The sequence below is a fragment of the Streptomyces sp. NPDC056480 genome (assembly GCF_042795405.1).
Taxonomy (GTDB): domain Bacteria; phylum Actinomycetota; class Actinomycetes; order Streptomycetales; family Streptomycetaceae; genus Streptomyces.
In genome coordinates, this window is record NZ_JBHTSA010000045.1 from 31,450 (window position 1) to 57,099 (window position 25,650).

A 25,650-nucleotide genomic window follows, 5' to 3' on the forward strand; every position below is an offset into this window, starting at 1 on the left:
GCCGAGCCGGTCGTCTAGCCGATCGTCACCACGCGCGCCCAGTCGGGCGGGGTGTCCGGCTCGTAGTCGGGATCGTTCTCGATCCACGAACCGCCGCGCGACCCGGCACGGGGGAACAGCCCCACCACGGTCCGGCACGGCGGCCGCTCGGACGGCCAGGGCGTCTGCCCGTCCGTCAGGACCACGACGACGTCGGGCCGGGGCATCGTCCGCAGCGCCCGGGAGAAGCCCGTACGAAGATCCGTACCGCCGCCGCCCACCAACGGGATGCCCTCGGCACGGCACAACGGGTGCACCGTGCGGGCCGCCGCGTCGCACGACATCACGGTCACCAGGTCACGACGCCCGCCCACGGCCCGGGAGATCGCGGCCACCTCCAGGAGCGCGCCGCCCAGCTCCGCGTCGCTCACCGACCCGGACGTGTCCACGATCACCGTGACCCGGGGCGGTCTGCGCCGAAGACTCGGCAGCACGGCGCCCGGCAGCCCCGCCGAGCGCCGCGACGGCCGGCCGTACGAGTAGTCCTCCCCCGCGCCGGAGGCGGAGGCCGCCGAACGGACCGCAGCCCCCAACAGGTCCCGCCACGGCTGCGGCGGGTGGAAGACCTCCTCCGCCCAGCGCTTCCACGCCCTCGGCGCGCTTCCCGGGGGCCCCTTGACGGCCTGCGCCACCCGGAACCGGACGGCGTCCTGCTGCTGCCCGCTGAGGCCGTCCGCGCCGTCGGGCCCCAGATCCCACTCCCGTTCCAGACCGTCGGCACCGCTGCCGCAGTCCAGCCAGGCGAGGTGCTGCATCCCGGAGCCGAGGCCGATCCGGCGCAGATAGTCCTCCATCAACTCGCCGGAGGAGAGCCCGAGGGAGTCCGGAGTGACCGCACCCTCGGGCATGACGAGCCCGTCCCCGAACGCGTCGTCGTTGATCTCGCAGTCCGCCGCGATGTTCATCAGCAGCCTGGCACCCGGTCCGGTCAGACCGCGCTCCCGCGCGACCCGGTCACCGCGCCCGTGGTGGTCGCGCAGGAGGTGCGACACCTCGTGGACCCACACCCCGGCCAGTTCCTCGACCGGTGTCCGGTTCACGAAGACCGGTGAGACGTAGCAGCGCCAGTGCCGGTCGACCGCCATCGTCGGCACCCGCCGGGACTCGACGACGTGCAGGGCGAACAACGCGGTCGCCAGATAGGGCCGGGCCCGGACGGCGTACAGCCGGGCGGCGAAGAGCTTGTCGAGGTCGAGCGCGTTCCCCGCACCGGAGCCCGCGCCTTCCCCCGTGCCCGCGCCCGCCCCCGCACCCGCTCCGGCCCCTGTACTTGCTCCCGTGCCGGTGACGGTGACGGTGCCGGTGCCGGTGTCCGTGCCCGTGCCCGTGGCGGTGCTCATCGTGCGCCCGCGGCGGAGGCCGTGCCGCTCACGCGTCGCGCGCCGTTCGCGACCAGGGTCGCCGCCTCGTCCGCGCGCCGGGACATCGAGACCGCCCCCGCGAGCCGTTCGATGGTGGGCGGCACGTCCCACTCCGTACGGCGGAGCGCGGCGAGCGTGGTCGCCGGGACGACGACGAGATCCGGCGCTCCGGTCTCCGCCGCCCTGGCGAGCAGCGCCCAGGCGGCCTCCCAGCGGGCCTTCTCGGGGCGCGCCGCGACCGCGGCCACGACTCCCTCGAGCGCGGCCTGGCGCAGATCACCCCGCTCCGGAAGCTCGGTGCCGGACGGGTCGGCGAGCAGTGTCTCGGGGTCCGGGAGGTCCATCCGGTCCAGGCTCGCAAGGAGTTCGAGCCCCGGGCCGTCCCCGACGGTGCCCCTGACGAGGAGCGAGATCACCTCGCGGGATGATCCGGCGGCGGTGGCGAAGGCGATGAGACGCAGGCTCATCTCCCAGCTGCGGGGCGAAGGCCATGCGCCGCCCCGCCGGGTCTCCCCGCCGGGCAGCCGGTGCACGAGCGTGGGGCGGGTGGCGAGGAGACCGCACACGGCGCGCCGGGCGTAGTCCACGGCGTGCGGCAGGAGTTCCGGGTCGAGCCGGGGGAGGGTCGCCCGCGGCCAGATGCCGCCGAGGCCGCGGACGACGACGTCGTGGTCGTGGGTCCACTGGAGGTGGACGAAGCGGTTGGCCAGCGGCGGACTCAGCTCCCAGCCGTCGGCGGCCGAGGCACGCGGGTTGGCGGCGGCCACGATCCGCACCCCGGACGGCAGCCGCAGGGCGCCGACCCGTCGTTCCAGGACAAGTCGGAGCAGAGCCGCCTGCACCGCAGGTGGGGCGGTGGACAGTTCGTCGAGGAACAGCAGTCCACGGCCTGCCTTCACGAGCCGTACCGCCCAGTCCGGCGGGGCCATCGGGACGCCCTGCTCGGCGGGGTCGTCCCCGATCACGGGGAGCCCCGAGAAGTCGGACGGCTCGTGCACGCTGGCGATCACCGTCGTCAGAGGGAGGTCCAGGGATTCGGCGAGCCGGGTCAGCGCGGCCGTCTTGCCGATCCCCGGCTCACCCCAGAGGAGTACGGGCAGGTCGGCGGCGACCGCGAGGGTCAGGGCCTCCAGCTGGTCGTCGGGGCGCGGCTCGGTCGTGGAGTCGCGCAGCAGGGCGAGGAGTTCGTCGGCGACGTCGAGCCGGCCGCGGGAAGGGGTGCTCAAGGGCATGGGTGATCACCTGTGGGTTCGTCGTCGGTGCGCCGGTACCGGCGTGACGGCCGGTACCGGCGAAATGGGGGATGCCGGTGGTACCGGTGCGCGGGCCGGTACCGCTTCGATCAGCGGGTGTGGCTGTGGCGAGGGCGTGCGCGATGGCCCCGGGGGCGTTCCTGCCCGGGCAGCACACGTCCCGGTCCCGGGCCGTAGAGGTCCGCCCGGTAGAGCCCGTACGCGATCCGCCGCCGGGCGGCCGACTCCAGCGCCTCCCGCAGCGCGCCGTTGCGCAGCGCGGCGCCGGGGCCGAGCAGGCCCTCGACGACGGCCAGCGCGCCGACGGTGTCGCCGTGGTCCAGACGCTCGCGGACACCGGTGAGGCAGTCCGGACGGCGGTGGGCGTCGTCGATGGCCTGGAGGCAGGGGAGGGGAGGCCCGCCCAGCGCGACCAGGAGCTCCTCCCGCCGGATCTCGGCGGGGGCGTGGTCGAGCGGGGCGAGGACGCCGTCGGACAGGCCGATCCGGTGCGGGACTCCCCGGCAGTCCACCAGGCGTGGCTGCCCGGCCGGATCGGCGGTCCTGGCCGGCCCGGCGGGACGGTGGTCGGGTACGAGCGCCGAGGCGACCAGCGGATGCAGCCGTCCCGCGTCGATCAGACCGGCGCGCAGCAACTCCAGATCGGGCGGCACCCAGGTCGCGGCGTCGGGCAGCGTGGGCAGCGCCCGCACCGCCGACGGAGGGGTCCCAGGGGAAGCCGATGCCGGGCCGCCGCCCGCCGGCACGTCGAGGACCAGCTGTCGACGGCCCCCGAGCCGTACCCGGACGCGCCCGGAGTCCCGGCCGTCGGCCCGGAGCAGGATCGCGGCCTCCGCCGCCCAGCGGTCGACGGCGCGGCCGGCCGCCTCTTCGGTCAGCGGTGGCGGATCGGCGGAGAGCCCCGGCGACGGACCGGTGGAGAGCCCCGGCGGCGGACCGTTGGAAGGCCCCGCGTCGGCCCCGGAACGGACCCGCAGTTCGTCGCTGCGTCGCGCGTCCCAGAGATGGCGATGGAGATCCAGGCGGTACCGCCGACTCGGGCGCGGATGCGGATGGCGTCGCTCACCGCCCGCGGAACGGGAGCCGTCCCACAGCGCGAGGCTCATCCGCTGCCCGGCGTCCGCCCACGCGGGTGCGGTCCGCACCACGAGGTACACCGTGGGGGAGCCGAGGTCCCCCGTGGGGGAGGCGAGGTCCCCCACGTCGTCGTCCCCCGCGGCGTTCCCGGGGACGGCGTAGCGTGCCAGCGGGACGGTGAGCCCCGGGCGGAGGACTCCGTCGGGAGCGATCCGAGGCATGTGCCAGCGCAGCAGGTCGGGAGCGAGTCGCCGGAGATCCGCCCTGACCAGGGCGGCGAGTTCCCGCCCGTACGCGCGGGCGGTGGAGCGCAGGTCGAGATCGACGTCGATGCCCGCGGCGGCACAGGCCCCCGCCCAGTCACCGGCGGTGCGCCGGAGCCCGGCGGTCTCGATCATGGAGGGCGGCACGGCGAACTCGCGCACGCGCAGCCAGAGGGAAAGGCGGGTGTCGCCGTTCGCGGCATGAGTGAGCATCAGCACTCACCTTGCGCGGACGGGACCCCCGATCTGATAGCGGAGTAGGTCGTCATCAGGATGATCGTATCGAGGGGTACGCGGCGCGACCAGTGGTTTTTCTCCCTGGGGAGTGGGCGCCGGACCGCCCACCGGGCGCAGGCCTCGCCGGCCGGCCCGGGAGGCCGGGCCGGCGAAGCCCCGTCCGATGCTTCCTAGGCCGCGCTCACCGCGTCAGGACCGCTCCGCGCGATGATCGCCGCCGTGTCCACCCCCGTGGGCAGCGTGCCGAACGCGAGGCCTCGGTCGCCGTCGAGCCGCGACGCGCAGAACGCGTCCGCGACCGCCGGATTCCCGTGACGTACGAGCAGGGAGCCCTGCAGCACCAGGGCCAGGCGCTCGACGAGACGCCGCGCCCCGTACGCCGCCGCCTCCGGGTCGCCGAGCCCCGCGAGGTCCTTGCGGAGGCCCGCGACGGCCGCGTCCAGACGCCGGTCGGCACCCGCGCCCAGGTCGACCTCCGCGAAGAAGGCCTCCACCGCATGCGGCTGACGGGCCATCGCCCGCAGCACGTCGAGCGCGGCGACGTTGCCCGAGCCCTCCCAGATCGACGGCAGGGGCGACTCCCGGTAGAGCCTGGGGAGGCCCGAGTCCTCCACGTAGCCGTTGCCGCCCAGGCATTCGAGGGCCTCGGCGGCGTGGGCGGGCGCCCGCTTGCACACCCAGTACTTGGTGACCGCGAGCCCGAGCCGCCGCAGCTGCTCCTCCTCCGCGTCGCCGCGCGTGGCCCGGTCGACCGCGCCGGCCAGGCGCAGCGCCGCGAGCGTGGCCGCCTCCGCCTCCACCGCGAGGTCGGCCAGGACGTTCCGCATCAGCGGCTGGTCGACGAGCCGCGCCCCGAACGCCTCGCGGTGCGTGGCGTGGTGCACCGCATGGACGAGCCCGAGGCGCATCCCGGACGCCGAGCTGATGGCGCAGTCGAGCCGCGTCATGTTCACCATCCGGATGATGGTGGCCACCCCGCGCCCCTCCTCGCCGACAAGCCGGCCGAGGGCACCCTCGTACTCGATCTCGGAGGACGCGTTGGAGCGGTTGCCCAGCTTGTCCTTGAGCCGCTGGAGGCGGATCGCGTTGCGGCCGCCGTCCGGCAGGACACGCGGCACCAGGAAGCAGGAGAGCCCGCCCGGCGCCTGCGCGAGCGTGAGGAAGACGTCCGACATCGGCGCCGAGGTGAACCACTTGTGGCCGGTGAGCGCGTACAGGCCGGGCTCGCCCGTCGGCACGGCCCGGGTCGTGTTCGCCCGGACGTCCGAGCCGCCCTGCTTCTCGGTCATCGACATTCCGGCGATGATCCCGCGCTTCTCCGTCGGCACCCGGAGACCGAAGTCGTACGACGAGGAGGTCAGCAGCGGCTCGTACACCTCGGCCAGCTCCGGCTGCGCGCGCAGCGCCGGCACCGCCGCGTACGTCATGGAGACCGGGCACAGGTGTCCCGCGTCGGCCTGTCCCCACACGAACACCTTCGCCGCGCGGGCGACGTGCGCGCCGGGCCGCTCGTCCCGCCAGGGAGCGCCGTGCAGTCCGTGCCGGACGGCCACGTCCATCAGGTCGTGCCAGTGGGGGTGGAACTCGACCTCGTCGATCCGGTGGCCGTACCGGTCGTGGGTGTGGAGCACGGGGGAGTGGCGCTCGGCGAGCCGCCCCCACTCCTGGGCCTGTCCGCCGCCGGCCCGCGCGCCGAGCTCGCGGACCTCGGTCTCGGCCCAGCCCGCGCCCTCCCGGCGCAGCGCCTCCAGGAGCGCGGGGTCGGCGGAGACGTCGTAGCCGGTCAGGGGCGGTACCTGGTTGGTGACCTCATGCGTGGTCGGCATCGGGAACTCCCAGTGCTCGCAGGGTGAAGGTGACGAGTGCGGGTACGGTGCCGGGCCCGACGGACCCCTCCGCCAGCGGGCCGACGAGTGCCTCCGCGCCCGCCCCGACCAGTGCCGAGGCGGTGAGGACCGGGTCCTGGGGCGGCAGTTCGCCCGAGCGCACGCCCTCCTCGACGCGCGCGGCGAACACGTCGCGGAACGCGCGCCGGAAGACCAGCCGCTCGGCGTCCACGGCGGCGTCGACCGGCTCGGCGAGCAGGGCGTAGGCGAGGCGCGGCGACTTGAGGGCGCGCAGGGCGAAGGTCTCGATGACGGCGACCACCCGCTCGGCGGCGGAACGGTGCCCCGGGTGTCCGGCCGCCTCGGAGACGGCCGCGACCTCCCGGCTCACCACGGTCCGGAAGAGCTCCACGGAGAGCTCTGTCTTGCCGGGGAAGTGGCGGTACACGCTGCCCGTGGCGATTCCGGCGCGGGCGGCGACGGCGGCCACCGTGCAGCCCGCGTATCCCTGCTCGGAGAGCAGCGCCCGGGCGGCGTCCACGACGGAGGCGCGCTGGGCGTCGAGTCGGGCCTGGACGGCGGGGGTGCGTCGGTAGGGCATGGAAGAAGTGAAGCAGTGATTCACTGCTTCATCAAGGCCCGCGATACGCCGGGTGCGGGTGCGGGTGCGGGTGCGGGTGCGGGTGCGGGTGCGAGCGGGTGCGAGCGGGTGCGTGCGGGTGTGGGAGCAGGCGTCGGGGCAGGCGTGGCTGCGGGAAGGGGCGCGGGTGCCGGAACGGCGAACGCCCCCACCCTGCGGGGGTGGGGGCGTTCGCAAATGCGTGTGGCCGTGTGGCCGGGTGCGCCGCGCGGCCGGACGGCCGGTCTCAGCCGGTGAAGACCTCGGTCAGGGACCAGATCGCGAGGCCCGCCATGCAGATACCGCCGATGCGCTGCACGGTCTTGAGCGGAACGCGCTTCGCGATGAAGCGGCCCGCGACCAGGGCGAGCGCGGAGACGCTCATCAGCGCGGCGAGCGAGCCGATCGCCGTCGACCAGGTGCCGTTCGTGGCGGCCAGGTTGGCGGTGGTGATCTGGGTGAGGTCGCCCCACTCGCTGATGAACACGGCCATGAAGGCCGTCGAGAAGACGGGCAGGAAGCCGGTGACGGTCTTGCCGCCCTCGTCGGCCTCGTCGTCGTCGCCCCCGCCGCGCAGCAGCATGAACGCGCCGAAACCGAACAGCAGGGCGGAGACGAGCTTCACGGACCAGCCCGGGAGCAGCCCGAGCAGGCTGCCCGCGCCGACCGCGATGGCGACATGCGCGAGGAAGGCGGTCGAGGTGCCGATCCATACGTAGAGAGGACGCATTCGCGTGCCCATGGCGAGGGACGCGAACATCGTCTTGTCGGGAAGCTCGGCGAGGAAGATCAGCCCGAAGGCGGTGAGGATCGCCAAGGGGTCGAGGTGCATACCGGGGCTCTCTGCTCGGTCCGGGCCGGTGGACTCGGCACGGCACCTCGACGGGCGACGGGAGGACCACTCGGCCCGGCATGACGGACCACGCCCACGGAAGCGCGGACGCGGTTGATGCCTGGCCGAAGGTCTCGCCCGTCCGCGTCGAACGCGGACCCGGTCACCGGGAACCCGGGGGTTCCAGTATGTCGACGACCGATTTGCAGGGCTACTCCCCTTCGCTGTCCCTCAGTGTAGCGGACCGGGGCGCGCGAGTGAGTAGACAGCGTCTACTCGATCTTGGTAGACAGTGTCTATGCATGACGAATCCGAAGACCACCAGGCTGAAGACCACCAGGCGCACGGGAGGACCGGGAGCGAGGCCGACGACCGGAGCGACGGCGGGCTGCGCGAGCGGCTCGTCCGCGTCGGCGTCGAACTCGTGAACGCCGAAGGCGCCCAGGCCCTCTCGCTGCGCGAGATCGCCCGCCGCGCCGGCGTCTCCCACGGCGCCCCCCGCCGCTACTTCCCGACCCATCTCGAACTCCTGTCGGCGATCGCCCGCCAGGGCTTCACCGAACTGGCCGCCCGCGTCGCCGCCGAGGACGAGGAGACCAGCGCGCCGCGCGAGCGGATCGAGCTCCTCGCCCGCGTCTACCTCGACTACACCGGCACCCGGCGCGGCATGTACGAGCTGATGTTCCGGCACGACCTGCTGGAGAGCGGAAGCCTCGGCCTGCGGGAGACGAGCCTGCCGCTCTTCGCCCGGCTCACCGAACTCGTCGGCCGCGTCCGTCCCGGCGCCGCCGACCCCGCCGTCCTCGCCGGCGCGCTCTGGGCCAATCTCCACGGCATCGCCCAGCTCTGGCACTGGGGCAGCCTTCAACTCGCGACCGGCGGCGACGACCCCGCCCCGCTCCTCGCGGCCGCCCTCGACGCGCACCTCGGCCCCGCGGGGCAGGCCTCATGAGCCCGCGCCGTGGCCCGGTCCTGGCGTGCAGCGTCGTCGGCGCTGCCGTCGTCGCCCTCGACGGCACCGTCCTCACCGTCGCCCAACCCGCCCTCCAGCGCGATCTGCACGCGGACGTCGGCCTGGTCCAGTGGACCAGCACCGGCTACCTCGTCGCCGTCGCGAGCCTCCTGGTCTTCGCCGGCCGCCTCGGAGACCGCTACGGCCACCGCCGGGTCTTCGCCGTCGGCGCCCTCGGCTTCGCCGCAGCCTCCACCGGGATCGCCCTGGCCCCCGGCATCGGGACCGTGATCGCGCTCCGGGTGCTCCAGGGGGTGTGCGGGGCGCTCCTCCAGCCCGCCACCCTCGGCATGCTCCGAACCGCCTATCCGCAGGATCGGCTGGGAACCCCGATCGCGATACGCACCGTCGCCATCGGCCTCGCGGCGGCGGCCGGCCCGCTCATCGGCGGCGCGCTGGTCTCCGCGTACGGCTGGCGCTCGGTCTTCCTCCTCGGCGTACCCCCGACCCTCGCCATCGGCCTTCTCGCGCTCGCCACCAGGGAACGCCCGCACGAGCCGAGCCGACCGCACGAACCGGGCTCGCGGTACGAACCCGTTCCCGCCGCCCGCCCCCGGGCCGCCGGCGGCCCTTCCGCGCTCGACCCCGTCGGCGCCCTGCTGCTCGCCGTCACCCTGGGGCTGCTCGTCCACGGGCTCGTCGAGGCCGCCCGTCCCGGCGGCGCCCCCACCGGTCTGCCCGCCGTCGCCGGGGCCGTCGTCACCGGCGTCGTCCTCGCCCGGCACGAGCGCCGCGCCCCGCGCCCCCTGCTGCCTCCGGAGCTGCTCCGGAGCCTGCCCGTCGTCGCCGGCCTCGCCGTCCTGCTCGCCGCCTCTGCCGCCCTCTCCGGCTCGCTCTTCGTCGCGACGTACTTCCTGCAGGACGTCCAGGGCCTCGACCCCCTCGACTGCGCGCTGCGCGTCCTTCCGCTCGCCGTCCTGATGGTGCTCGGCGCGCCCCTCTGCCCGCCGCTCCAGCGCCGCTTCGGCCCGCGGAGCACGGCGACCGCCGGCGCGGCCCTGCTCACGCTCGGGGTCCTGCTGCTCGCCCGGTTCGACGCGACGGCCGGCGCCGCCGCCGTCGGCGTGAGCGCCGCACTGCTGGGCGCGGGGTTCGTCACCCTGATGGTTACCGCGACCTCGGTCGTCGTGCACCGAGCCCCCGAGGCCCACGCCGGAGTCGCTGGCGGCCTCCAGCAGACCGTGATGAACATCGGACCCGCGCTCGGCGTCGCCATCGCGACCCTGCTGCTCGCCCTCGTCCCGGGCGGCGGCTTCGTACCGTCCCGGGGCGCCGCCCTCCCCGCCCTCGTCCTGATCGCCGCACTTGCGCTGCCCGCCGCCCTGGCCCTGCCCCGCGCCGCCGGCCGGCGGCGGACACGCCCGGAGCCGCCGTCACCACGGGCCGGAGGCCGACCCTGCGTACGATCATGAAATGCCAGCAGGTCAGCGGGCTCGCCCCGACGCCCCGGCGCGCGCCCAGTTCAACCTCGGTCGCGCGCTGCCCTTCCTGGTCCTGGCGGTGGCCTTCGTCGCCGATCTGCTGACCCCCGACCGGGACCGCTTCGACCGGCTGCTCGTCGCCGCACCCGCGCTCGCCGCCGTCACCTGGAGCGTGCCCTGGACGATCGTCATCGGGCTGCTCGCCGTCGTGGCCCGGCTGGTCCTCAGCCTCATCAGGGGCGAGTTCGCCGCGGCGCCCGAACTCGTCACGAACCTGATCGTGATCGCCGGCGTCACCGCCGCCGCTGCCTGGGTCAGCCGGGTCCGCACCCGCTACGAGCAGGACATGCGCGAACTCACCGCCGTGGCCGAAGTCGTCCAGCGGGTCGTGCTGCGCCCGCTCCCCACCCGCCTCGGCCGCTTCGACCTGCATCTGCTGTACGTGGCGGCCGCGGCCAAGGCCAGGATCGGCGGCGACTTCTACGAGGCCGTACGAGTCCCGGGCGCCGTACGGATCATGCTCGGGGACGTCCAGGGCAAGGGCCTCGGAGCCGTCGAGACGGCCTCCGTGCTCCTCGGCTCCTTCCGTGCCTCTGTCAACGAGGCGCCCGACCTGGCCGTCCTCGCCGACCGGCTCGACGAGGGCCTCGCCCGCTACGGTGCCTGGGACCCGGACTCCGATGCCGCCGAACGCTTCGCCACCGTCGTCCTCGTGGAACTCCCCGACGGCGAGGACGTCGCCCGGCTCCTCAGCTGCGGACACCCCGCCCCGCTGCTCCAGCGCGGCGGCGAGGTCGTGCCCGTGCGGTTCGACGACCCCTCGCTGCCCGTGAACCTCGCGGGCCTCGCCGACTCCCACCACCGCATCGAGGAGGTGCCGTTCGGACCGGGGGACCGGATGCTCCTCTACACCGACGGCGTCAGCGAGACCCGCGACCGGGCCGGCACGTTCTATCCGCTGGAACTGCGCCTGCGCGGCTGGGTGCGGGAACCGGCCGAGGAGGTGCCGGCCCTCCTCCACAAGGACCTGACCGACTACGGCGCGGGCGGCCTCGACGACGACGTCGCCGCCCTGCTCGTGGTGGTTCCGCCCGAATCCCGCTGAAGCCGACCCGTCCTCGTCGTCCCCAAACATCGAGTTCGGGGCGGCTTGTGTCGTTCCCGACCGGTTGCGTGACACGTGCGCTGTTCGTGCGCTCTGGTCGCTCCGCCCCACATAGGTGAGGCTTGCGACCGTCCGCGACGCGGACAGTCACCAGTCCAGTCGAGAGGAACGGGTGCACGTGCCCAAGGAGAACTCCTTCACCACCGGCTCGTCCGAACACTTTCCCGGCTTCCCGGACGTCACGACGGCCCTGACCTCCGCCGAGACCTCCCGGATCACCGCTCGCGGCCTCTGGGCCGCCGACGGAACGGTGGACCCCGGCGCCGTGCGGCTCGGCCAGACCCTCGCCAACGCGCTCCTGAGCGACACGACCGACGGCACCGGCACCGCCACGGCCCTGCTCCCCGCCGAACTCGCCGCGATCGTCGAGGAGGTGCGCGGCCTGGCGCTGCCCGCGTACCACCGCATCGAAGGAGCCGCCGAGAGCGAGGGAGCCGCGGAGAACGTCCGGCTCTCCGCGTTCAGCCTCCGTCAGCTCGGCCAGGGCCCGCACCCGCTCGTCGTCGTGCCCGCCGGCTGGACCCCCTTCGGCTGGCCGCTGTTCCTCTGGTCGTACCTCGTCCTGGCCCGCAAGGGCTACCACGTCCTCGCCTACACCCCGCGCGGCCTCGGCATCCCCGGACTGCCCTCCACCTCCAGCGGCTTCGTCGACGTCGCGGGACCCCACGACTGGGCCGACGGCTCCGCGGTCATCGACTTCGCCGTCGACCGCTTCGCCCCGAGCGTCATCGGCTTCATGGGCGAGTCGTACGGCTCCGGCATCAGCCAGCTCGTCGCCGCCCACGACGACCGGGTCGCCGCCGTCGTCGCCCTCAGCACCTGGGGCAACCTCGCGACCAGCCTCTACGACCACGACACCCGTCACCTCGCGGTCGTGAAGGCCCTCCTCGCCCTCACCGGCGGACCGGTCGAGAGCAAGTTCGACGAGGCCAACCGGGAGATCCTCGCCGACTTCCAGGCCGACCGGAACCTGGACGCCGTCGTCGAATGGGGCCTCAAGCGCGCCCCCGAGTCGTACCTCCCCCTCACCAACGAGAACGGCACGCCGACCTTCTTCTCCAACACGTGGCACGAGAGCCTCTTCGCGGTCAACCAGACCCTGGAGACCTTCAACGGCCTGGACGTGCCCAAGCGGCTCAACCTGTGGATCGGCGACCACGCCGCGCCCGAGGGGCCCGCGCTGATCGGCCCGCCCGCCGTCCGGGGCGAGGTCAACCTCCCGATGGCGGAGGCGTACGCCTGGCTCGACCACCACCTCAGGGGCGAGCGCAACGGCGTGGAGGAATGGCCGCAGGTCTGCAACCAGGTGATGTTCTCGTACGTGACGGAACCCGCCCTCGACCCGGAGACCGGCGAACCCACCGGCGAGAACCGCATCGTCGTACCCGCGCGCCGCGAGACCAGTCCCGGCTGGAACGAGGTCACCGACACCACCGAGGTCTTCGGCCTCACCGGCGACGGCGGGGGCGGCACCGACGGCCGGCTCGTCCCCGCGGGGGCGCCCGGAGCGGAGGAGACCGGCTGGCGGCGTGCGTTCCTCGCGGGCGTGGACACCGAGGCCACCGCCATGGACGCGATCATGAAGACCGGTCAGGCGGAATGGCGGGGCAACCCCAAGATCTACGACACCCGCAAGATCGACCGCCGCCACGCGGTCGTGTGGACGACCGAACCGCTCGTCTCGCCCGGCGGTCAGGAGGGCGTGGGCCGCCGCGTCCGGGGCATTCCGCGGCTGCGCCTCACCGTCCGCTCCACGGCCACGTCGGCGAGCCTCTACGCCCACCTCCTGGACGTCGCCGAGGACGGCACGGCCCGGATCATCAGCCATGAACCGCTCAACGTGTACGGCCTGACGCCCGAACAGGACACCACCGTCACCTGGAGGCTCCAGGCGGCGGCGTACGACATTCCCTCGGGGAACCGGCTGCTGCTGGTCGTCGACAGCAAGGACCCGCTGTACGGGGACGCGTCCGTCACCTGGACGCAGACCGTCATCGGTTCCCCGGAGGCGGAACCGTCCCGACTGGAACTGCCGCTCGGCTGACCCGCCCCGGCTGACCAGCCCGGCTCCCGCCCGCGCCGTACGACGGACGGGCACGCGGTTCTCCCCCGCGTGCCCGTCCGGCAGGGCTGTCACACCGCCGGGGAAGGCCCGGGTGTCACACCACCGGGGCGAGCCCCAGATGCTCCCGGAGCGTCGTGCCCGTGTACGCGGACCGGTACACACCGCGTTCCTGGAGCTCGGGTACGAGCAGCTCCACGATGTCGTCGAGACCGTCCGGCACCAGGTACGGGGAGATGTTGAAGCCGTCGACGGCCCCGTGCCGGACGAACCGGGCGAACTTCTCGGCGAGCCCGGCCGGGGTTCCCACATGGCCGCGCTGCGGACCGAGCTCGATGACCGTCTCGCGCAGCGACCAGCCGTTGGCCTCGGCCCTGGCGCGCCACTCGGCCACCGTGTCCAGGGTCTCGCCCAGCTGACGGGTGCCGAACCTCCCGTCGTACGCGGCGACCACCGGGTCCTCGGCGGGCAGCGGCCCGTCGGCGTCCCGCCCCGACAGGTCGAAGCCCCACAGCCGGCTCGCGATGCCGAGGGCCACCGCGGGAGTGACCTGTTCGAGGCGGACCCAGCGCTCCTTCTCCTCCGCCTCCTTCTCGGTGGCCCCGATGATGATCTCCGTACCCGGCAGGATCCTCAGCGCGTCCTCGGCCCGGCCCGCCGCCCGCAGCCGGCGCCGGATGTCCTCGGCGAAGGCGAGCGCGTCGTCGAAGTCCGTACCGTGCGCCGAGAACACCACATCCGCCTGACGGGCCGCGAAGTCCCGTCCCTCGCCGGAGTCTCCCGCCTGGAAGATCACCGGATGCCCCTGTGCACTGCGCGGCAGCGTGGGAACCAGGTCGACGTCGAAGTGGGCGCCCTTCGACCGTACGCGTCCCACCGCCTCCGGCACCGACCAGGAACGGGCGTCGGCGGACCCGGCCACCGCGCCCTCCGCCCAGCCGTCCCACACGGCCCGTGCCACCGACAGGAACTCCTCGGCGCGCCGGTAGCGGTCGGCGTGGTCGAGGAAGCCGCCGCGACGGAAGTTCTCCCCGGTCCAGGCGTTGTGCGTGGTCACCACGTTCCAGCCGGCCCGGCCGCCCGACAGCAGGTCGAGACCGGCGAGACGCCGGGCGAGGTCGCCCGGTTCGTTGTACGTGGTGTTCGACGTGGAGACGAGCCCGATCCGCTCGGTCGCGGCGGCGAGCGCCGACAACTGGGTGATCGAGTCCGGGCGGCCGGCGACGTCCAGCTCGTGGACGCCGCCCTCCGACTCCCGCAGCCGCAGTCCGTCCCCGAGGAAGAAGGCGTCGAAGAGTCCGCGCTCGGCGGTCCGCGCGACGCGGAGGAAGGAGCCCGGATCGATCTGGGAGCCGCTCCAGGGATCCGACCAGATCGTCCAGTGGTTGACGCCCTGGAAGAACACCCCGAAGTGCAGCAGCGCGTCCGGGCGGGGGACGTCGGCGGGATCGGTGCGGGTCATCGGATCTCCTCCCGTACGGGCGTGGCGGCGGCACCGTCGGTCGTCGTGAAGCGGCTGAGGGGCCGGGGGAGGCCCAGGGAGGCACGCAGGGTGGTGCCGGGCAGCGGCCGGAACGCGACCCGCCGGACGAACAGCTCGGGCAGCACGAGCCGGGAGAGCACGGCGAGGTCCTCGTCGAGCACGAGCGGGTGCAGCCGCACCCCGTCGACGCGCCCGTGCAACTCGGAGAGCAGGGAGACCAGACCCGCCGCGGAGCCGGTGTACCGCAGCCGGTCCGGCCCGGCGGCCCACGGGGCGTACCGCTCCAGGTCGGAGATCCGTTCCCCCGCCGTCTCGTGCGGGGTGTCGAGGGCCACCTCGATCTCGGCGAAGGCGCGCGGTGACGCGCTTTCCCTCGCGGCCGCCGCGCCCACGTCGGCGACGCTGCCGCCGCCGACCAGGGCCACATCGGTCAGCTCGGCCGGCACGATCCCCGGGCGGGCGAGGACCACGGGCCGCCCCTGCGGCGGGCGAGGCACGATGGACGGCCCCTTCACGGAGTACGTCTCACCGGCGAAGTCGATGGAATGGAGCCGCGAACGGTCGAGGTAGCGGCTGGTGGCCACCGACCTGATCACGGCATCGTCCTCCCACGAGTCCCACAGATCCCGTACGACCCGGAGGCCGTCGCGGGCCTCGCGGGCCGCCGCCTCGGGTCCCTCGACCGGCGGTCGCCCCCAGGCGCGGGCGGCGGCGGGGTCCGTCTCGACCCCCACCACCCAGCCGGCCCGACCGGCCGAGACGTGGTCGAGCGAGGCGAGCTGCGAGGACACGTGGAACGGTTCGGCGTAGGTGGTCGCCAGGACCGGAGCCACCCCGAGGACGCTCGTCGACGCGGCCGCGAACGCGGCGCGCTCGACCGCGCCGATCCGGCCCGCGGGACCGGCGCCGGAACCGGGCGGCAGAATCGAGTCGTCCAGGGTGACCAGGGTGAACCCGGCGTTCTCGGCGGCGGCCGCGACCCGGGCGAGCCGACGCGGGGTCAGCAGCTCGCCTGGGGAGTGCGCGGCACGGCGCCACGCGGCCGGATGGGCACCGTCGCCGTCGATCTCGACGGCCAGGCGCAGGGCGGGGCGGGGCATGGGAAGTCCTTCCGGAAGACAGGAGCACGCGGCAGGACCCACGGGCGCGCGGAGGCGCGACCGTGCGAGGCCGGGGCGGCGGGGTGTCAGCGGACGCGCGGACCCACGGGCCGGGGTCGAACGCGGGCGGAAGGACAGATGGCCGAGGAGGTACGGCAGAAGTCGACGTGCCGCCGGCAGACGAGCCGGGCACTCGCCCGGGGGCCGGGACGGAGGCCGAACGGCTTCGCGCTCGCTCCGCGCACATCCGCCTCCCCGCAGGTCCGGGCCGAGATCCCGTCCGGGTTCAGGAAGGGAGCGCTTCAGCTTAGGCAGGCCGCCTTCCGCGCTGTCAAGGCCGTTCCGGGAGATGGGCGGGCGGACGGACGCGGAGGGCGCGGGAGTTCACCCGCGGCGTCGGCAAGTGGCCGGGGCCCGGGGTCGCTTCACCCGCGCCGAGCGCATACGTCCACGGGCTGACGGCACATGGGACCGCAGCAGGACGCGACGGGGCGACGGGGGCTTCTAGCGTGTCCTCATGATCCGATTCACCAGGGCGGCCGTCGCCGCCCTCCTCGTCTGCTCCGTCGCCTTACCCGCCGGTGTGGCCGTCGCGGCCACTCCCGACCCCCCGCCGCCGTCGGCCGCACAGCCGGCGAGGGCCGCCACGCTGCCCGCGCCCACCGGGCCGTACTCCGTCGGAAGCACCGTCCTCCCGCTCGTCGACCGCTCCCGCACCGACCCGTGGGTTCCCACCGCCGACGGACGCGCGCTCATGGTCACCCTCCACTACCCGGCCGCGCGCGCGGGCGGTGGCCGCCCCGCCCCGTACGCCACCCGGGAGGAGGCGCGCCTCCTCGCCGAGCAGCTCGGGCCCGGCGTCTCCGGCGACGTCCTCGCCCGTACGCGCACCCACAGCAGGACCGACGCGCGGCCCGCCCCGGGCCGCCGCCCCCTGGTCCTGCTCTCACCGGGCTTCAGCGTCTCCCGCTGGACCCTCACCCATCTCGCCGAGGACCTCGCCTCCCGCGGCTATGTCGTCGCCTCCGTCGACCACGCCTACGAGTCCTACGGGATCAGCCTCCCCGGCGGCCGCACCCTCACCTGCGTCGCCTGCACGGCCCTCGACGAGGGAGGCGTGCACGGCAGCGTGGTCACCTCGACCCGGGCCGCCGACATGCGCCACGTCCTGGACCGGCTCACCGGGCCCCGGCCCGTGTGGAAGCACGCCGGCGTGATCGACGCCCGTCGGATCGGCATGGCGGGCCACTCCATCGGCGGAGCGAGCGCGGCCTCCGCGATGGTGGCCGATCCGCGCATCGACGCCGGGATCAACATGGACGGGTCCTTCTGGGAGGAACTGCCGGCGCAGGGCCTGCGGGGCCGGCCGTTCATGATGCTCGGGACCCACGACGCCATGCATCTGCCCGGGGGGACCGACACCACCTGGGACCGGACGTGGAACGGCCTCGACGGGTGGAAGCGCTGGGTCACCGTGGCCGGCTCCGAGCACTTCACCTTCTCCGACGGCCCCGTGATATCGCGCCACTTCGGCCTGCCGCAGCCCGAGCTGCCCGCCGACCGCGCCGTCGCCGTCACCCGGACGTACGTCGCCGCCTTCTTCGACCAGCACCTGCGCGGACTCCCGCGGCCGCTGCTCGACGGCCCGTCGCCCACGAACCCGGAGGTCCACTTCCAGCACCGCTGACAGACCGGAACCCGGCGGCCGTCAGGCGACGGCCGCAGGGTTCCTCACCCTCACCCTCAGGCGCGGTACGGGGTGTTCGCCGCCGCCCAGTCGGCGAGAATCCGCGCGCAGTCGGCGACCGACTCGCGCCAGGTGCGCGCCGCGCCTTCACCGGCCTCGTCGCTGACGTGCTTCACGATCCGCAGCGGCACCCCGGCGGTCGCGGCGACGTGGGCCAGGGCGTACCCCTCCATGTCGACGAGAGCGGCCTGCTCCGCGAGCCGGGCACGGGCCGTCTCGTCCGAGATGAACGTGTCCCCGGTCGCCAGGACCGTGTCACCGCCGTCCGGGAGCGTCAGCGGCGCGCCGTACGACTCGCCCGTCAGCGTGGCGAGCAGCCGGCCGTCGAAGTCGTGCTGCACCACGGTGCCGATCACGTGCGTCCCGGTCATGCCGGGACGCAGCGCCCCCGCCGTACCCAGGTTCACGATCCCGGACGGCCGCGGGCCGCGGCCGAGGGCCAGGGCGAGCGCGGTCGCCGCGTTCACCTTGCCCATGCCGGTCAGCAGCACGGGCAGGTCCGTGTCCAGGAACTGCGCCTCCTCCTTGACGGCGAGGACGAGCAGCGGACGGTCGGCGGTGATCTCTCCCAAGAGTTCCATGGGGGCCACGCTAGTTCGCGGCCCCTTCCGCCGTACAGCCGAGGTCCCGGCCAGTGGTGGGGCGCTCACCGCAGCGACAGGCCGCGCGCCGCGAGCTCCTCGCCGAGCAGGCGCAGCGCCTTCGGGCCCACGCCGTGCAGGGCGGCGAGTTCGGCGGTGGGGACCCCGTCGAGCTGATCGAAGCGGGTGTACCCGGCCGCGGCGAGCGCACGGGTGGCGGGCGCGCCGATGGCGCGGGGGAATTCCGTCTCGGGACGGTCGGATCCGGTGGCCATGGACCGATGGTGCCACGTGGGGGAGGGCTCGGGCCCGCTCCCCGCCGCTGTGCGTCGCGCGGTCACACCGGCAGCAGGCGACCGATCAGCGCCCCGAGCTGGCGGGCGTTCCGGCACGGGCGCATCTCGACGAGACCCGCGTAGGCCGGCGCCACGGAATCGCCCGTTCCCCAGAGCGAGGGCTGCTCGGGGTTGAGCCAGTGGACCCGGCGGGCCCGGTCCGCGATCCGCTTCAGGGCCGGGAGGTTCGGGTCGGAGCCGTTGGTGCGGGCGTCTCCGAGGACGAAGACCACCGTGCGCGGGCCGAGGACCTCGGCGTACCGGTCGGCGAACTCGCCCAGGGCCGTCCCGTAGTCGCTCTGCCCGTGCCACCCGGTCAGCTCCGCCTCCGCGAGGATGCGGTCGCCGAGCCCGGCCGGATCGGCGGAACCCCGGGCGATCAGCCCCGTCACCTCGTCCACCCGGTTGACGAAGGCGAAGACGCGTACCCGGCTGAACTGGTCGTGCAGGGCCTGCACCAGCAGCATCGTGAACTGCGCGAAACCGGCCACGGACCCGGACACGTCGCACAGCAGGACCAGCTCCGGCCGTCGCGGGGGGCGTCGGCGCAGCACCGGTCGCACCGGCACGCCGCCGGTCGACAGCGAGCGGCGCAGCGTCCGCCGCAGATCGATCTCCCCGCGCGACGCCCGCCGCCGCCGGGCCGCCAGCCGGGTGGCCAGCTTCCGCGCCAGCGGCCGTACCGTCCGTCGCAAATCGTCCAGCTGCGCCCGCCCGGCCAGGAGGAAGTCGACGGTGTCCGCCGTGCCCCCGACCGCGCGGCGCGCGACCCGGTCACGGCCCTGGCGCTCGGCCACGCGCCGCCGGGCCTCGGTCCGCACCCGCTCGCGGAAGGCCTCGATGCGGCGCCGGATCTCGTCGTCGAGCAGCCGCTCGGTGAACTCGGGCTCCTCCGTCCCCGGCGCGGCCCGGAGCCGCTCCCGCACGCGGGCGAGCAGCGTCTCGGGGCGCAGCCGGGACAGCGTCTGGTACGAGGACCAGCCGTCCGACCCGGGACCGGAGCCGTAGCCGCCGAAACCGCCCACCGCCTCGGCGGCGAGCCGGTCGAGCGCGGCGCCGTCAGCGGTGGTGAGGGCCTCGGCGAGCCGGTCGCGAAGCGCCGCGAGAGCGGCCGGACCGGCCGGGGCGTCCTCGTGGGTCTCCGAGGCCCCGGTGTGGCCGAGGGGGAAGTACAGGTCGAAGACGCGGTCGAACACCGGGCGCTGCGCCTCGCCGTGCAGCAGGGTCGCGGCGAGCGCCTCGCGCACCCGCTCCCGGTCGGTGAATCCGACGGCCTCGAGGGCGTGCCCCGCGTCCACCGTCTCGCCGGTCCCGATCCCGAATCCATGGGCACGCAGTGCCCCGACGAGACCGGTGAGGCGGGTGGTGGCCGTCGTCGGTGCGGAGGCGGCTTCGACGCCGTCGACGGGCCGGCTCACACCGCGTCCAGGTCGAGCTTGGCCGCGGCCCTCACGATGTCGTCCTGATGCTTGAGCAGGACGCCCAGGGTCGCGCGTACGACGTGCTCGTCCAGCCGGTCGGCGCCGAGCGCGAGCAGCGTACGGGCCCAGTCGATCGTCTCGGAGACGGACGGCGCCTTCCGCAGGTCCATCGCCCGCAGCGCCCCCACGACCCGCACCACGGACGCGGCGAGGGCCTCGTCGAGGCCGGGGACCTTGAGCGTGACGATCCGGCGCTCCAGCTCCTCCTCGGGGAAACCGATGTGCAGGAAGAGGCAGCGGCGACGCAGCGCCTCGGAGAGCTCACGGCTCGCGTTGGAGGTGAGCACGGTGAACGGGCGCCGGGTCGCCTTGATCGTCCCCAGCTCGGGGACGGTGATCTGGAAGTCGCTGAGGACCTCCAGGAGCAGGCCCTCGACCTCGACGTCGGCCTTGTCCGTCTCGTCGACGAGGAGCACGGTCGGCTGCTCGGAGCGGATCGCGGTGAGCAGCGGGCGGGGGAGCAGGAACTCCTCGCCGAAGATGTCCGTCCGCGTCTCGTCCCAGGACTCGCCACGCCCGGCCGTGATCCGCAGCAGCTGCTTGGCGTGGTTCCACTCGTACAGCGCGCGGGACTCGTCGACGCCCTCGTAGCACTGGAGCCGGACCAGGCGCGCGCCGGTGACCTCGGTGACCGCCTTGGCGAGCTCCGTCTTGCCGACGCCGGCCGGGCCCTCGACGAGGAGCGGCTTGCCGAGGCGGTCGGCGAGGAAGACGGTCGTGGCGACGGCGGGCGAGGCGAGATAGCCGGTGGCGGCGAGCCGATCGGCGACGTCGTCGACGGAGCTGAAGAAACCGGTCGTCATTGGCTGTCCCCCCGGGGAGCGGAATCTCGTACTGGCCAGTAGCCTCTGCTGTACTTGATCAGATCAGGCACCGCCGCACAACCGTCCCGCGCAAGGTCCGTGCCGCGCGCGGGGCGCCACCCGCTGGTGCAATGGGGGGACCGGGTACGCCACCCGGGGACCGCGCGGCGGTGGAGGTGTCGTGGCGGAACGGGAAGCGGAGCAGGAAGAGGCCCTCCTGACCAGGGTGCGGGCCATGGAGCAGGCGGTCGGCGAGATAGGCACGACGCTCGACGAGACGAGCACCTGCCGCGAACTCGCCGCCTTCGCCGCCCGGCACCTGCGCGCCGCCACCACGGTCGACCTCCTGACGGAACCGGGCGCCCCACCGCGGCGCGCGGCCGAAGCGGGACCTCCGGAGCAGCCAGGGTCCCCGCCGCAGGAGCCGCCGGGATCCCCGCCGCCGGAGCTCCGGGGATCCCCTGAGCCACAGGGGTTGCCGGGGTCCCCGGAGCCGCTGGGGTCGCCGGGGTCCCCGGAGCCGCTGGGGCACATGGGCCGGGCGGAGGCCGAGGCGGAGGTGGAGCCCGAGGCCCCGGCGGAGGCCCCGGCGGAGGCCGAGGCACCCTGCGCGTCTGCCGAGCCGGGCGGTGAGCAGCGGGCCGTGGGATCCGTTCCCGTCCCGGCGGGCGACTCCGCCGTCCACCGGCTCTCCCTCCCCCTCGCCGTCCACGACGAGGAGCCGCTCGGGACGGTCACCCTGACCCGTACCGGCGGCACGCGCTTCTCCGGCGACGAGGTGGCGCTGGCCCGGCACGCCGCCCGCCTCGCTGCCCGGCATCTCGCCCATGCCCGACGACTCGCGGCCGCCGAGGACGCCGCCCTCCACCTCCAGCGCGCCCTCGTCGCCGAACCGGGGCGGCCGCACCCCAATCTGGAGATCGCCGGCGGCTACCTGCCCGCCGGGCCCCGCGCCCTCGTCGGCGGCGACTGGTTCGAGACCGTACGACTCCACTTCGGCCGCAGCCTGCTCGTCGTCGGCGACGTCATGGGGCACGGCCTCGACGCGGCCGTCGACATGAACGCCTATCGCACCGCGCTCCGCGAGGTCGCCGCGACCGACCTGCCCCCGCACCGCGTGCTGCGCCATCTCGACTCCGTGGTCGCCGAGGACGACGCCCGCCGCCCCGCCACCGTCCTGCTCGTCCGGGTCGACCCGGCCCGCGGCACCGCGACCTTCGCGAGCGCCGGGCACCTCCCGCCCGCGGTGTTCGGCGCCGACGGCTCGGCCGAACTCGTCGACCTCCCCGTCGGACCACCCCTCGGCACCGGCGTCGGAGGCTACGAACCGACCACGCGTCCGCTCCGCCCCGGAGACACCCTGCTGCTCTTCACCGACGGACTCGTCGAACGCCGCGGCGAGGACATCGACGACTCCCTCGCCCGGCTCGCCGCCCTCCGGCTCCCCCGGGACTCCGGCCCCGACCAGGTCGTCGAAGAGGTGCTTCACCGCCTCGGCGCGCACGGCGCGGAGGACGACGTGGCCGTCCTCGCCGCCCGCATCCGCGCGCGCGTCCACGCCAGTGACGCAGGGTCACATCCGTCCCACGGACCGCCGTGACGCACGGTCACACCACCCCTGCCTCCAGCATGTTTCAGCCCTCAGCGGGATTCTTCCGGCCGGACGCTTGTGCGCGGCCCCGGGGCCCGGCACGCTCCTCGTATGAACACGGCCAGGCATGCCAGTGAACGTCTGATGAGCTGGCCCTCGCTGACCCCCGGCCGCGCCCATTGCGGCGCCGCGCTCGGACTGGGCACGGCGACGGAGGAGATCGTGCACTTCCACGGCGAACACGAGGCCGACGTCCATCTCACCCGCGCCATGGTCGCGAAGCTGCGCCCGGCCCTCCTGGGGTCGAGCGCGGTCCGTCTGCGCGCCGGATCGGGGTGGGTGACGGTCCGCCTGGACATGGGGTCGGACATCGACCTGCTCGCCACCCTGGTGAGCGCCGCCCTCCAGGCCAACGGCGTCCCCGACGTCGCACCGGACGGCTGCACCCGTACCCGCCCGGTCTCCGGACTCCGCTGACCGGACCGCGGGTACGAGGACAGGGCGGAACCAGGACCGGCCTCGGACGGCTCTACGCGCGCGTGCTCCCCGAACCCCCCGCCGGGATCGGGAACAGCATGCACGTGCTGGTCGCGTGGGCGAGCAGCCGGTCCTCCGCGTCGTAGAGGCCCGCCTCCGCGAGCGCGGTCCGGCGCCCGCGCGAGATCACCGTGCCGACCGCCCGCACCTTGCCCGTGTCGACCGTGATCGGCCGGAGGAAGCGGGTCGACAGGTCGAGCGAGGTGTACGCCGTGCCCAGCGGGAGCGTGGAGTGGACCGCGCAGCCTGCGGCCGAGTCGAGCAGGGTCGCGTAGACCCCGCCGTGCACACTGCCGATCGGGTTGTAGTGCTCCTCACCCGGTTCGAAGGTGAACACCGCGCGTCCGTCCTCGACCTCTTCGAGGCCGAAGCCGAGGAGCGCCGCGATCGGGGGACCCGGCAGTCGTCCCGCCACCATCTCCCGCAGGAAGTCGAGGCCCGCCATCGTCCCGGCGGCCCGTGCGGTGGCTCCGGCGTCCTCCCACTCGACCGTGCGCGACCGCCCCATGACCACTCTCCGCCCGACGTGGCCGGCTGATGCTCAGCTGGCTCTGTACTGCGAAGCTAGCTGTCCTGAAAGCTGACTGTCAACGACACAGTCAGGTGGCTACAGTGTGACGATGAAGTGGCTGGAGACGGACACGGAGAACTGCCCGGTCCGCCGCGCCCTGGACCTCGTGGGCGAGAAGTGGACCCTGCTGATCCTGCGCGACGCCTTCAACGGCGTCCGCCGCTACGACGAGTTCCGTCGGCACCTCGGGCTCTCCGAGGCCGTCCTCGCCGACCGACTCCGCAAGCTGGTCGCGGCCGGACTGCTGCGGGCGGAGCCGTACCGGGAACCCGGTTCCCGTACCCGGTACGAGTACCGGCTCACCCGCAAGGGCGTCGACCTCTGGCCCGTACTCCTGGCCCTGAAGCAGTGGGGTGACACCCACGCGGGCGAACCGGAGGGACCGGTCCTCGACATCCGGCACACCGACTGCGGAGCCCCGGTCCGCGTCGTCGTCCAGTGCGACGGCGAGGAACAGGCCACCCTGGCCGCCCGCGACGTCACCGTCCGCCCCGGCCCCGGCGCCCGCCCGCTCACCCCCTGACGCCCGGCCGGCCGGCTCCCCAGGGAACCCGCGGATCCGCCCGCCCAGGCACCCGTTCGGCCGCACCCCGCGATGGCCCACCGCCCAGCCGGGTACCTCACGAGGCATGCCCTCCACACCCGGTCCGCCGTACGACGGTGCCCCCGCCGAGCACGGCCCCGAGCACGGCCGAGCACACGACCTCGGACACGGTCATGAACACGGCCACTGGTTCCAGCGCCTCCACACCCGCGTCGTCGTCTCGCCCGTCGGTCTCGCCTGGAACCGCGGCCGTGCCATGGAACTCATGCACCGCGCCATGGGCTTCGCGGCGCTCAGCCTGCTCACCCTCGTGCCGCTCCTCATCGTCGTCGCCGCGGCGGACCTCGCCAGCGGTCAGGGCTTCGCCCGCTGGCTCGTCCAGGGCCTCGGCGTCTCCGAGGTCTCCGAGGAGGAGGTCGAGCGGCTCTTCGGGCAGCCGGGGCAGGCCCTGCAACGCACCACCGCCTTCGGCCTCGCCGCCCTCGCGGCCTTCGGCGTCACCTTCGGATCCGCCGTGCAGACCGGGTACGAGCGGGCCTGGGACCTCCCCACGGCCCGCTGGCACACCATGTGGCGGCACGTCGTCTGGCTGGCCGTCCTCGTCGCCTGCCTGCTCCTGTTCGTCGCCACCCCCGCACCGGCCGAGTCCCCGGCGACGGTCACCGTTCTCGTCGCCCTCGGTGACCTGGTCGGCACCTTCCTCTTCTTCTGGTGGTCGCAGCGGTTTCTGCTCTGCGGGCGCATCCGCTGGCGCGCCCTCGCCCCGGGAGCCGTGCTGACCGCGCTCGGCCTGCTCGGGCTGCGCATCTTCTCCCAGCTCGTCTTCTCCCCGCTCATCGCCTCGAACGCGGTGACCTACGGGCAGTTCGGCACCGTCCTCGTCCTCCAGTCGTGGCTCGTCGGCGTCGGCTTCGTCGTGTACGGAAGCGCCCTCGTCGGCCGGCTGGTCCACGAGCGCCTGCTCGACCGGCGCCTGCGCCGCGACCCCCCGACCGACGCCTGACCCCGCGACCTGACGCCGGGGACCCGACGAGGGGCGACCTGACGAAGCACGGCCGAGATCGCCGGGAAATCGATCACACGATCCGGTGATCCACCCCCGAGCGGCCCGGCGCCGTCCCCCGTACCGCTTGGATGAGGGTGATCCCATCGGCCCGTCGAAGGAGAGCCGCCCATGGCGAACATCTGGCTGCCGCCCGTCGAGTACGTCGCGACCCTGCCGAGAGCGACGGCATACGCCTGCCTCTACTTCACCGACACCCGAGGCCGCCCCTTCCAGCTGCTCGCCAGCTACGACACCGAGCTGTGGCAGTGGCCCGGCGGGAACATGGACCCGGGGGAGACCCCCTGGGAGACGGCGGTGCGCGAGTGCCACGAGGAGACCGGGATCACCTTCACCGGCGAGCCGCGGCTGCTCGGCACCCACTTCGTCACCGACCGGGGCGATGACTGGCCCGCCAACCACATCGGTTTCGTCTTCGACGGCGGCGAGCTGACGGACGAGCAGATCGCCGGCGTGGTCCTCGACCCCGGGGAGCACAGCGCGTACCGGTTGCGCACGCTCGACGAGTGGGAGCGGGAGATGGAGCCGCGCGAGTTCGCCCGTCTCGCGGCCACCGACCGGGCCCGCAGGACGGGCACCCCGCTCTACCTAGAGACCGGCCGCGAAGGGGACCGGCCGTAGGCGTACGCGGGAGGAGTACGGAGGCG

23 protein-coding genes are annotated in these 25,650 nt (G+C 74.2%); 10 read left to right on the forward strand and 13 right to left on the reverse strand.

The genetic code is table 11. From position 1 onward, the window contains the following. Positions 1 to 14: 14 nt before the first annotated feature. From ACFQ79_RS20850 to ACFQ79_RS20875, 6 genes are all read right to left on the reverse strand, one after another. Positions 15 to 1,379: a VWA-like domain-containing protein gene (locus ACFQ79_RS20850; protein WP_383585600.1), complete on the reverse strand. Its 1,365-nt coding sequence runs from the start codon at positions 1,377 to 1,379 to the stop codon at positions 15 to 17. Beyond that, entirely contained in the window at positions 1,376 to 2,632 is a 1,257-nt protein-coding gene (locus ACFQ79_RS20855) for an AAA family ATPase (protein WP_383585602.1), read from the reverse strand. Before ACFQ79_RS20855 ends, ACFQ79_RS20850 begins: the two co-directional genes overlap by 4 nt. A 110-nt stretch (positions 2,633 to 2,742) precedes the next feature. Continuing rightward, the gene (locus tag ACFQ79_RS20860) at positions 2,743 to 4,206 is read right to left on the reverse strand and encodes a hypothetical protein (protein ID WP_383585604.1); all 1,464 of its coding nucleotides are present in this window, start codon (positions 4,204 to 4,206) and stop codon (positions 2,743 to 2,745) included. 194 nt (positions 4,207 to 4,400) lie between these two features. After that, positions 4,401 to 6,056 (reverse strand): acyl-CoA dehydrogenase family protein, encoded by a 1,656-nt coding sequence (locus ACFQ79_RS20865; protein WP_383585606.1) that lies wholly within the window; start codon positions 6,054 to 6,056, stop codon positions 4,401 to 4,403. Beyond that, a complete protein-coding gene (locus tag ACFQ79_RS20870) occupies positions 6,040 to 6,657 on the reverse strand; it encodes a TetR/AcrR family transcriptional regulator (protein ID WP_383585608.1) in 618 nt (205 codons plus the stop codon). Before ACFQ79_RS20870 ends, ACFQ79_RS20865 begins: the two co-directional genes overlap by 17 nt. Before the next feature lie 265 nt (positions 6,658 to 6,922). Further along, entirely contained in the window at positions 6,923 to 7,507 is a 585-nt protein-coding gene (locus ACFQ79_RS20875; RefSeq protein ID WP_015038477.1) for a TMEM165/GDT1 family protein, read from the reverse strand. A gap of 298 nt (positions 7,508 to 7,805) precedes the next feature. On the opposite strand from ACFQ79_RS20875, the gene ACFQ79_RS20880 reads away from it, so the two are divergent. The 4 genes from ACFQ79_RS20880 (at position 7,806) to ACFQ79_RS20895 (ending at position 13,149) form a co-directional block, all read left to right on the forward strand. Then, positions 7,806 to 8,459, forward strand: coding sequence for a TetR/AcrR family transcriptional regulator (locus ACFQ79_RS20880; protein ID WP_383585611.1), 654 nt, complete (start codon positions 7,806 to 7,808; stop codon positions 8,457 to 8,459). Beyond that, a complete protein-coding gene (locus ACFQ79_RS20885; RefSeq protein WP_383585614.1) occupies positions 8,456 to 9,931 on the forward strand; it encodes an MFS transporter in 1,476 nt (491 codons plus the stop codon). The genes ACFQ79_RS20880 and ACFQ79_RS20885 overlap by 4 nt, the downstream gene beginning before the upstream one ends. Before the next feature lies 1 nt (position 9,932). Continuing rightward, positions 9,933 to 11,045: a PP2C family protein-serine/threonine phosphatase gene (locus ACFQ79_RS20890; RefSeq protein ID WP_383585616.1), complete on the forward strand. Its 1,113-nt coding sequence runs from the start codon at positions 9,933 to 9,935 to the stop codon at positions 11,043 to 11,045. Positions 11,046 to 11,223: 178 nt separating this feature from the next. Further along, a complete protein-coding gene (locus ACFQ79_RS20895) occupies positions 11,224 to 13,149 on the forward strand; it encodes a CocE/NonD family hydrolase (protein WP_383585618.1) in 1,926 nt (641 codons plus the stop codon). 115 nt (positions 13,150 to 13,264) lie between these two features. Here the strand turns inward: ACFQ79_RS20895 and ACFQ79_RS20900 are convergent, their stop codons facing one another. Together ACFQ79_RS20900 and ACFQ79_RS20905 are read right to left on the reverse strand one after the other, a co-directional pair. Further along, positions 13,265 to 14,629 (reverse strand): NtaA/DmoA family FMN-dependent monooxygenase, encoded by a 1,365-nt coding sequence (locus ACFQ79_RS20900; RefSeq protein WP_383585621.1) that lies wholly within the window; start codon positions 14,627 to 14,629, stop codon positions 13,265 to 13,267. Beyond that, positions 14,626 to 15,750 carry an LLM class flavin-dependent oxidoreductase gene (locus ACFQ79_RS20905; RefSeq protein WP_383585624.1) on the reverse strand — a complete coding sequence of 375 codons (1,125 nt, stop codon included), beginning with the start codon at positions 15,748 to 15,750 and terminating at the stop codon, positions 14,626 to 14,628. Before ACFQ79_RS20905 ends, ACFQ79_RS20900 begins: the two co-directional genes overlap by 4 nt. Before the next feature lie 517 nt (positions 15,751 to 16,267). On the opposite strand from ACFQ79_RS20905, the gene ACFQ79_RS20910 reads away from it, so the two are divergent. After that, complete coding sequence (locus tag ACFQ79_RS20910; protein WP_383585627.1) at positions 16,268 to 17,437, forward strand: alpha/beta hydrolase family protein; 1,170 nt, start codon at positions 16,268 to 16,270, stop codon at positions 17,435 to 17,437. A 56-nt stretch (positions 17,438 to 17,493) separates the two neighbouring features. Here the strand turns inward: ACFQ79_RS20910 and ACFQ79_RS20915 are convergent, their stop codons facing one another. The 4 genes from ACFQ79_RS20915 to ACFQ79_RS20930 all read right to left on the reverse strand — a co-directional run bounded on the left by ACFQ79_RS20915 (position 17,494) and on the right by ACFQ79_RS20930 (position 20,697). Then, entirely contained in the window at positions 17,494 to 18,078 is a 585-nt protein-coding gene (locus tag ACFQ79_RS20915; RefSeq protein WP_383585630.1) for a nucleosidase, read from the reverse strand. 65 nt (positions 18,079 to 18,143) lie between these two features. Further along, positions 18,144 to 18,353 (reverse strand): DNA-binding protein, encoded by a 210-nt coding sequence (locus ACFQ79_RS20920; RefSeq protein WP_383585633.1) that lies wholly within the window; start codon positions 18,351 to 18,353, stop codon positions 18,144 to 18,146. A 62-nt stretch (positions 18,354 to 18,415) separates the two neighbouring features. Then, on the reverse strand, positions 18,416 to 19,831 hold the full coding sequence (locus ACFQ79_RS20925) for a VWA domain-containing protein (protein ID WP_383585635.1): 1,416 nt from the start codon (positions 19,829 to 19,831) through the stop codon (positions 18,416 to 18,418). After that, entirely contained in the window at positions 19,828 to 20,697 is an 870-nt protein-coding gene (locus ACFQ79_RS20930; protein WP_383585637.1) for an AAA family ATPase, read from the reverse strand. Before ACFQ79_RS20930 ends, ACFQ79_RS20925 begins: the two co-directional genes overlap by 4 nt. Positions 20,698 to 20,878: 181 nt before the next feature. Here ACFQ79_RS20930 and ACFQ79_RS20935 point away from each other — a divergent pair, with 181 nt between their 5' ends. Then, positions 20,879 to 22,297 (forward strand): PP2C family protein-serine/threonine phosphatase, encoded by a 1,419-nt coding sequence (locus tag ACFQ79_RS20935; RefSeq protein WP_383585640.1) that lies wholly within the window; start codon positions 20,879 to 20,881, stop codon positions 22,295 to 22,297. Positions 22,298 to 22,399: 102 nt separating this feature from the next. Next, on the forward strand, positions 22,400 to 22,765 hold the full coding sequence (locus ACFQ79_RS20940; RefSeq protein ID WP_383585643.1) for a luciferase family protein: 366 nt from the start codon (positions 22,400 to 22,402) through the stop codon (positions 22,763 to 22,765). A gap of 52 nt (positions 22,766 to 22,817) precedes the next feature. Here ACFQ79_RS20940 and ACFQ79_RS20945 read toward each other — a convergent pair whose 3' ends face one another. Next, positions 22,818 to 23,333 (reverse strand): PaaI family thioesterase, encoded by a 516-nt coding sequence (locus tag ACFQ79_RS20945; RefSeq protein ID WP_383585646.1) that lies wholly within the window; start codon positions 23,331 to 23,333, stop codon positions 22,818 to 22,820. Positions 23,334 to 23,445: 112 nt separating this feature from the next. Here ACFQ79_RS20945 and ACFQ79_RS20950 point away from each other — a divergent pair, with 112 nt between their 5' ends. From ACFQ79_RS20950 to ACFQ79_RS20960, 3 genes are all read left to right on the forward strand, one after another. Beyond that, positions 23,446 to 23,919, forward strand: a complete 474-nt coding sequence (locus ACFQ79_RS20950; protein ID WP_383585648.1) for a winged helix-turn-helix transcriptional regulator — start codon at positions 23,446 to 23,448, stop codon at positions 23,917 to 23,919. Positions 23,920 to 24,025: 106 nt separating this feature from the next. Continuing rightward, positions 24,026 to 24,943, forward strand: coding sequence for a YhjD/YihY/BrkB family envelope integrity protein (locus tag ACFQ79_RS20955; RefSeq protein WP_383585650.1), 918 nt, complete (start codon positions 24,026 to 24,028; stop codon positions 24,941 to 24,943). 171 nt (positions 24,944 to 25,114) lie between these two features. Next, on the forward strand, positions 25,115 to 25,624 hold the full coding sequence (locus ACFQ79_RS20960) for an NUDIX domain-containing protein (protein WP_383585652.1): 510 nt from the start codon (positions 25,115 to 25,117) through the stop codon (positions 25,622 to 25,624). The last annotated feature ends 26 nt before the right edge of the window (positions 25,625 to 25,650 follow it).

What these genes read in the sequence shown, in the direction of transcription:
- ACFQ79_RS20950 (WP_383585648.1), top strand. Translation starts at nt 23,446, where the DNA reads ATGAAGTGGCTGGAGACGGACACGGAGAACTGCCCGGTCCGCCGCGCC.
- ACFQ79_RS20850 (WP_383585600.1), bottom strand. Translation starts at nt 1,379, where the DNA reads ATGAGCACCGCCACGGGCACGGGCACGGACACCGGCACCGGCACCGTC.
- ACFQ79_RS20955 (WP_383585650.1), top strand. Translation starts at nt 24,026, where the DNA reads ATGCCCTCCACACCCGGTCCGCCGTACGACGGTGCCCCCGCCGAGCAC.
- ACFQ79_RS20905 (WP_383585624.1), bottom strand. Translation starts at nt 15,750, where the DNA reads ATGCCCCGCCCCGCCCTGCGCCTGGCCGTCGAGATCGACGGCGACGGT.
- ACFQ79_RS20960 (WP_383585652.1), top strand. Translation starts at nt 25,115, where the DNA reads ATGGCGAACATCTGGCTGCCGCCCGTCGAGTACGTCGCGACCCTGCCG.
- ACFQ79_RS20945 (WP_383585646.1), bottom strand. Translation starts at nt 23,333, where the DNA reads ATGGGGCGGTCGCGCACGGTCGAGTGGGAGGACGCCGGAGCCACCGCA.
- ACFQ79_RS20855 (WP_383585602.1), bottom strand. Translation starts at nt 2,632, where the DNA reads ATGCCCTTGAGCACCCCTTCCCGCGGCCGGCTCGACGTCGCCGACGAA.
- ACFQ79_RS20885 (WP_383585614.1), top strand. Translation starts at nt 8,456, where the DNA reads ATGAGCCCGCGCCGTGGCCCGGTCCTGGCGTGCAGCGTCGTCGGCGCT.
- ACFQ79_RS20870 (WP_383585608.1), bottom strand. Translation starts at nt 6,657, where the DNA reads ATGCCCTACCGACGCACCCCCGCCGTCCAGGCCCGACTCGACGCCCAG.
- ACFQ79_RS20860 (WP_383585604.1), bottom strand. Translation starts at nt 4,206, where the DNA reads ATGCTCACTCATGCCGCGAACGGCGACACCCGCCTTTCCCTCTGGCTG.
- ACFQ79_RS20865 (WP_383585606.1), bottom strand. Translation starts at nt 6,056, where the DNA reads ATGCCGACCACGCATGAGGTCACCAACCAGGTACCGCCCCTGACCGGC.
- ACFQ79_RS20880 (WP_383585611.1), top strand. Translation starts at nt 7,806, where the DNA reads ATGCATGACGAATCCGAAGACCACCAGGCTGAAGACCACCAGGCGCAC.
- ACFQ79_RS20875 (WP_015038477.1), bottom strand. Translation starts at nt 7,507, where the DNA reads ATGCACCTCGACCCCTTGGCGATCCTCACCGCCTTCGGGCTGATCTTC.
- ACFQ79_RS20890 (WP_383585616.1), top strand. Translation starts at nt 9,933, where the DNA reads ATGCCAGCAGGTCAGCGGGCTCGCCCCGACGCCCCGGCGCGCGCCCAG.
- ACFQ79_RS20920 (WP_383585633.1), bottom strand. Translation starts at nt 18,353, where the DNA reads ATGGCCACCGGATCCGACCGTCCCGAGACGGAATTCCCCCGCGCCATC.
- ACFQ79_RS20900 (WP_383585621.1), bottom strand. Translation starts at nt 14,629, where the DNA reads ATGACCCGCACCGATCCCGCCGACGTCCCCCGCCCGGACGCGCTGCTG.
- ACFQ79_RS20915 (WP_383585630.1), bottom strand. Translation starts at nt 18,078, where the DNA reads ATGGAACTCTTGGGAGAGATCACCGCCGACCGTCCGCTGCTCGTCCTC.
- ACFQ79_RS20930 (WP_383585637.1), bottom strand. Translation starts at nt 20,697, where the DNA reads ATGACGACCGGTTTCTTCAGCTCCGTCGACGACGTCGCCGATCGGCTC.
- ACFQ79_RS20910 (WP_383585627.1), top strand. Translation starts at nt 16,268, where the DNA reads ATGATCCGATTCACCAGGGCGGCCGTCGCCGCCCTCCTCGTCTGCTCC.
- ACFQ79_RS20940 (WP_383585643.1), top strand. Translation starts at nt 22,400, where the DNA reads ATGAACACGGCCAGGCATGCCAGTGAACGTCTGATGAGCTGGCCCTCG.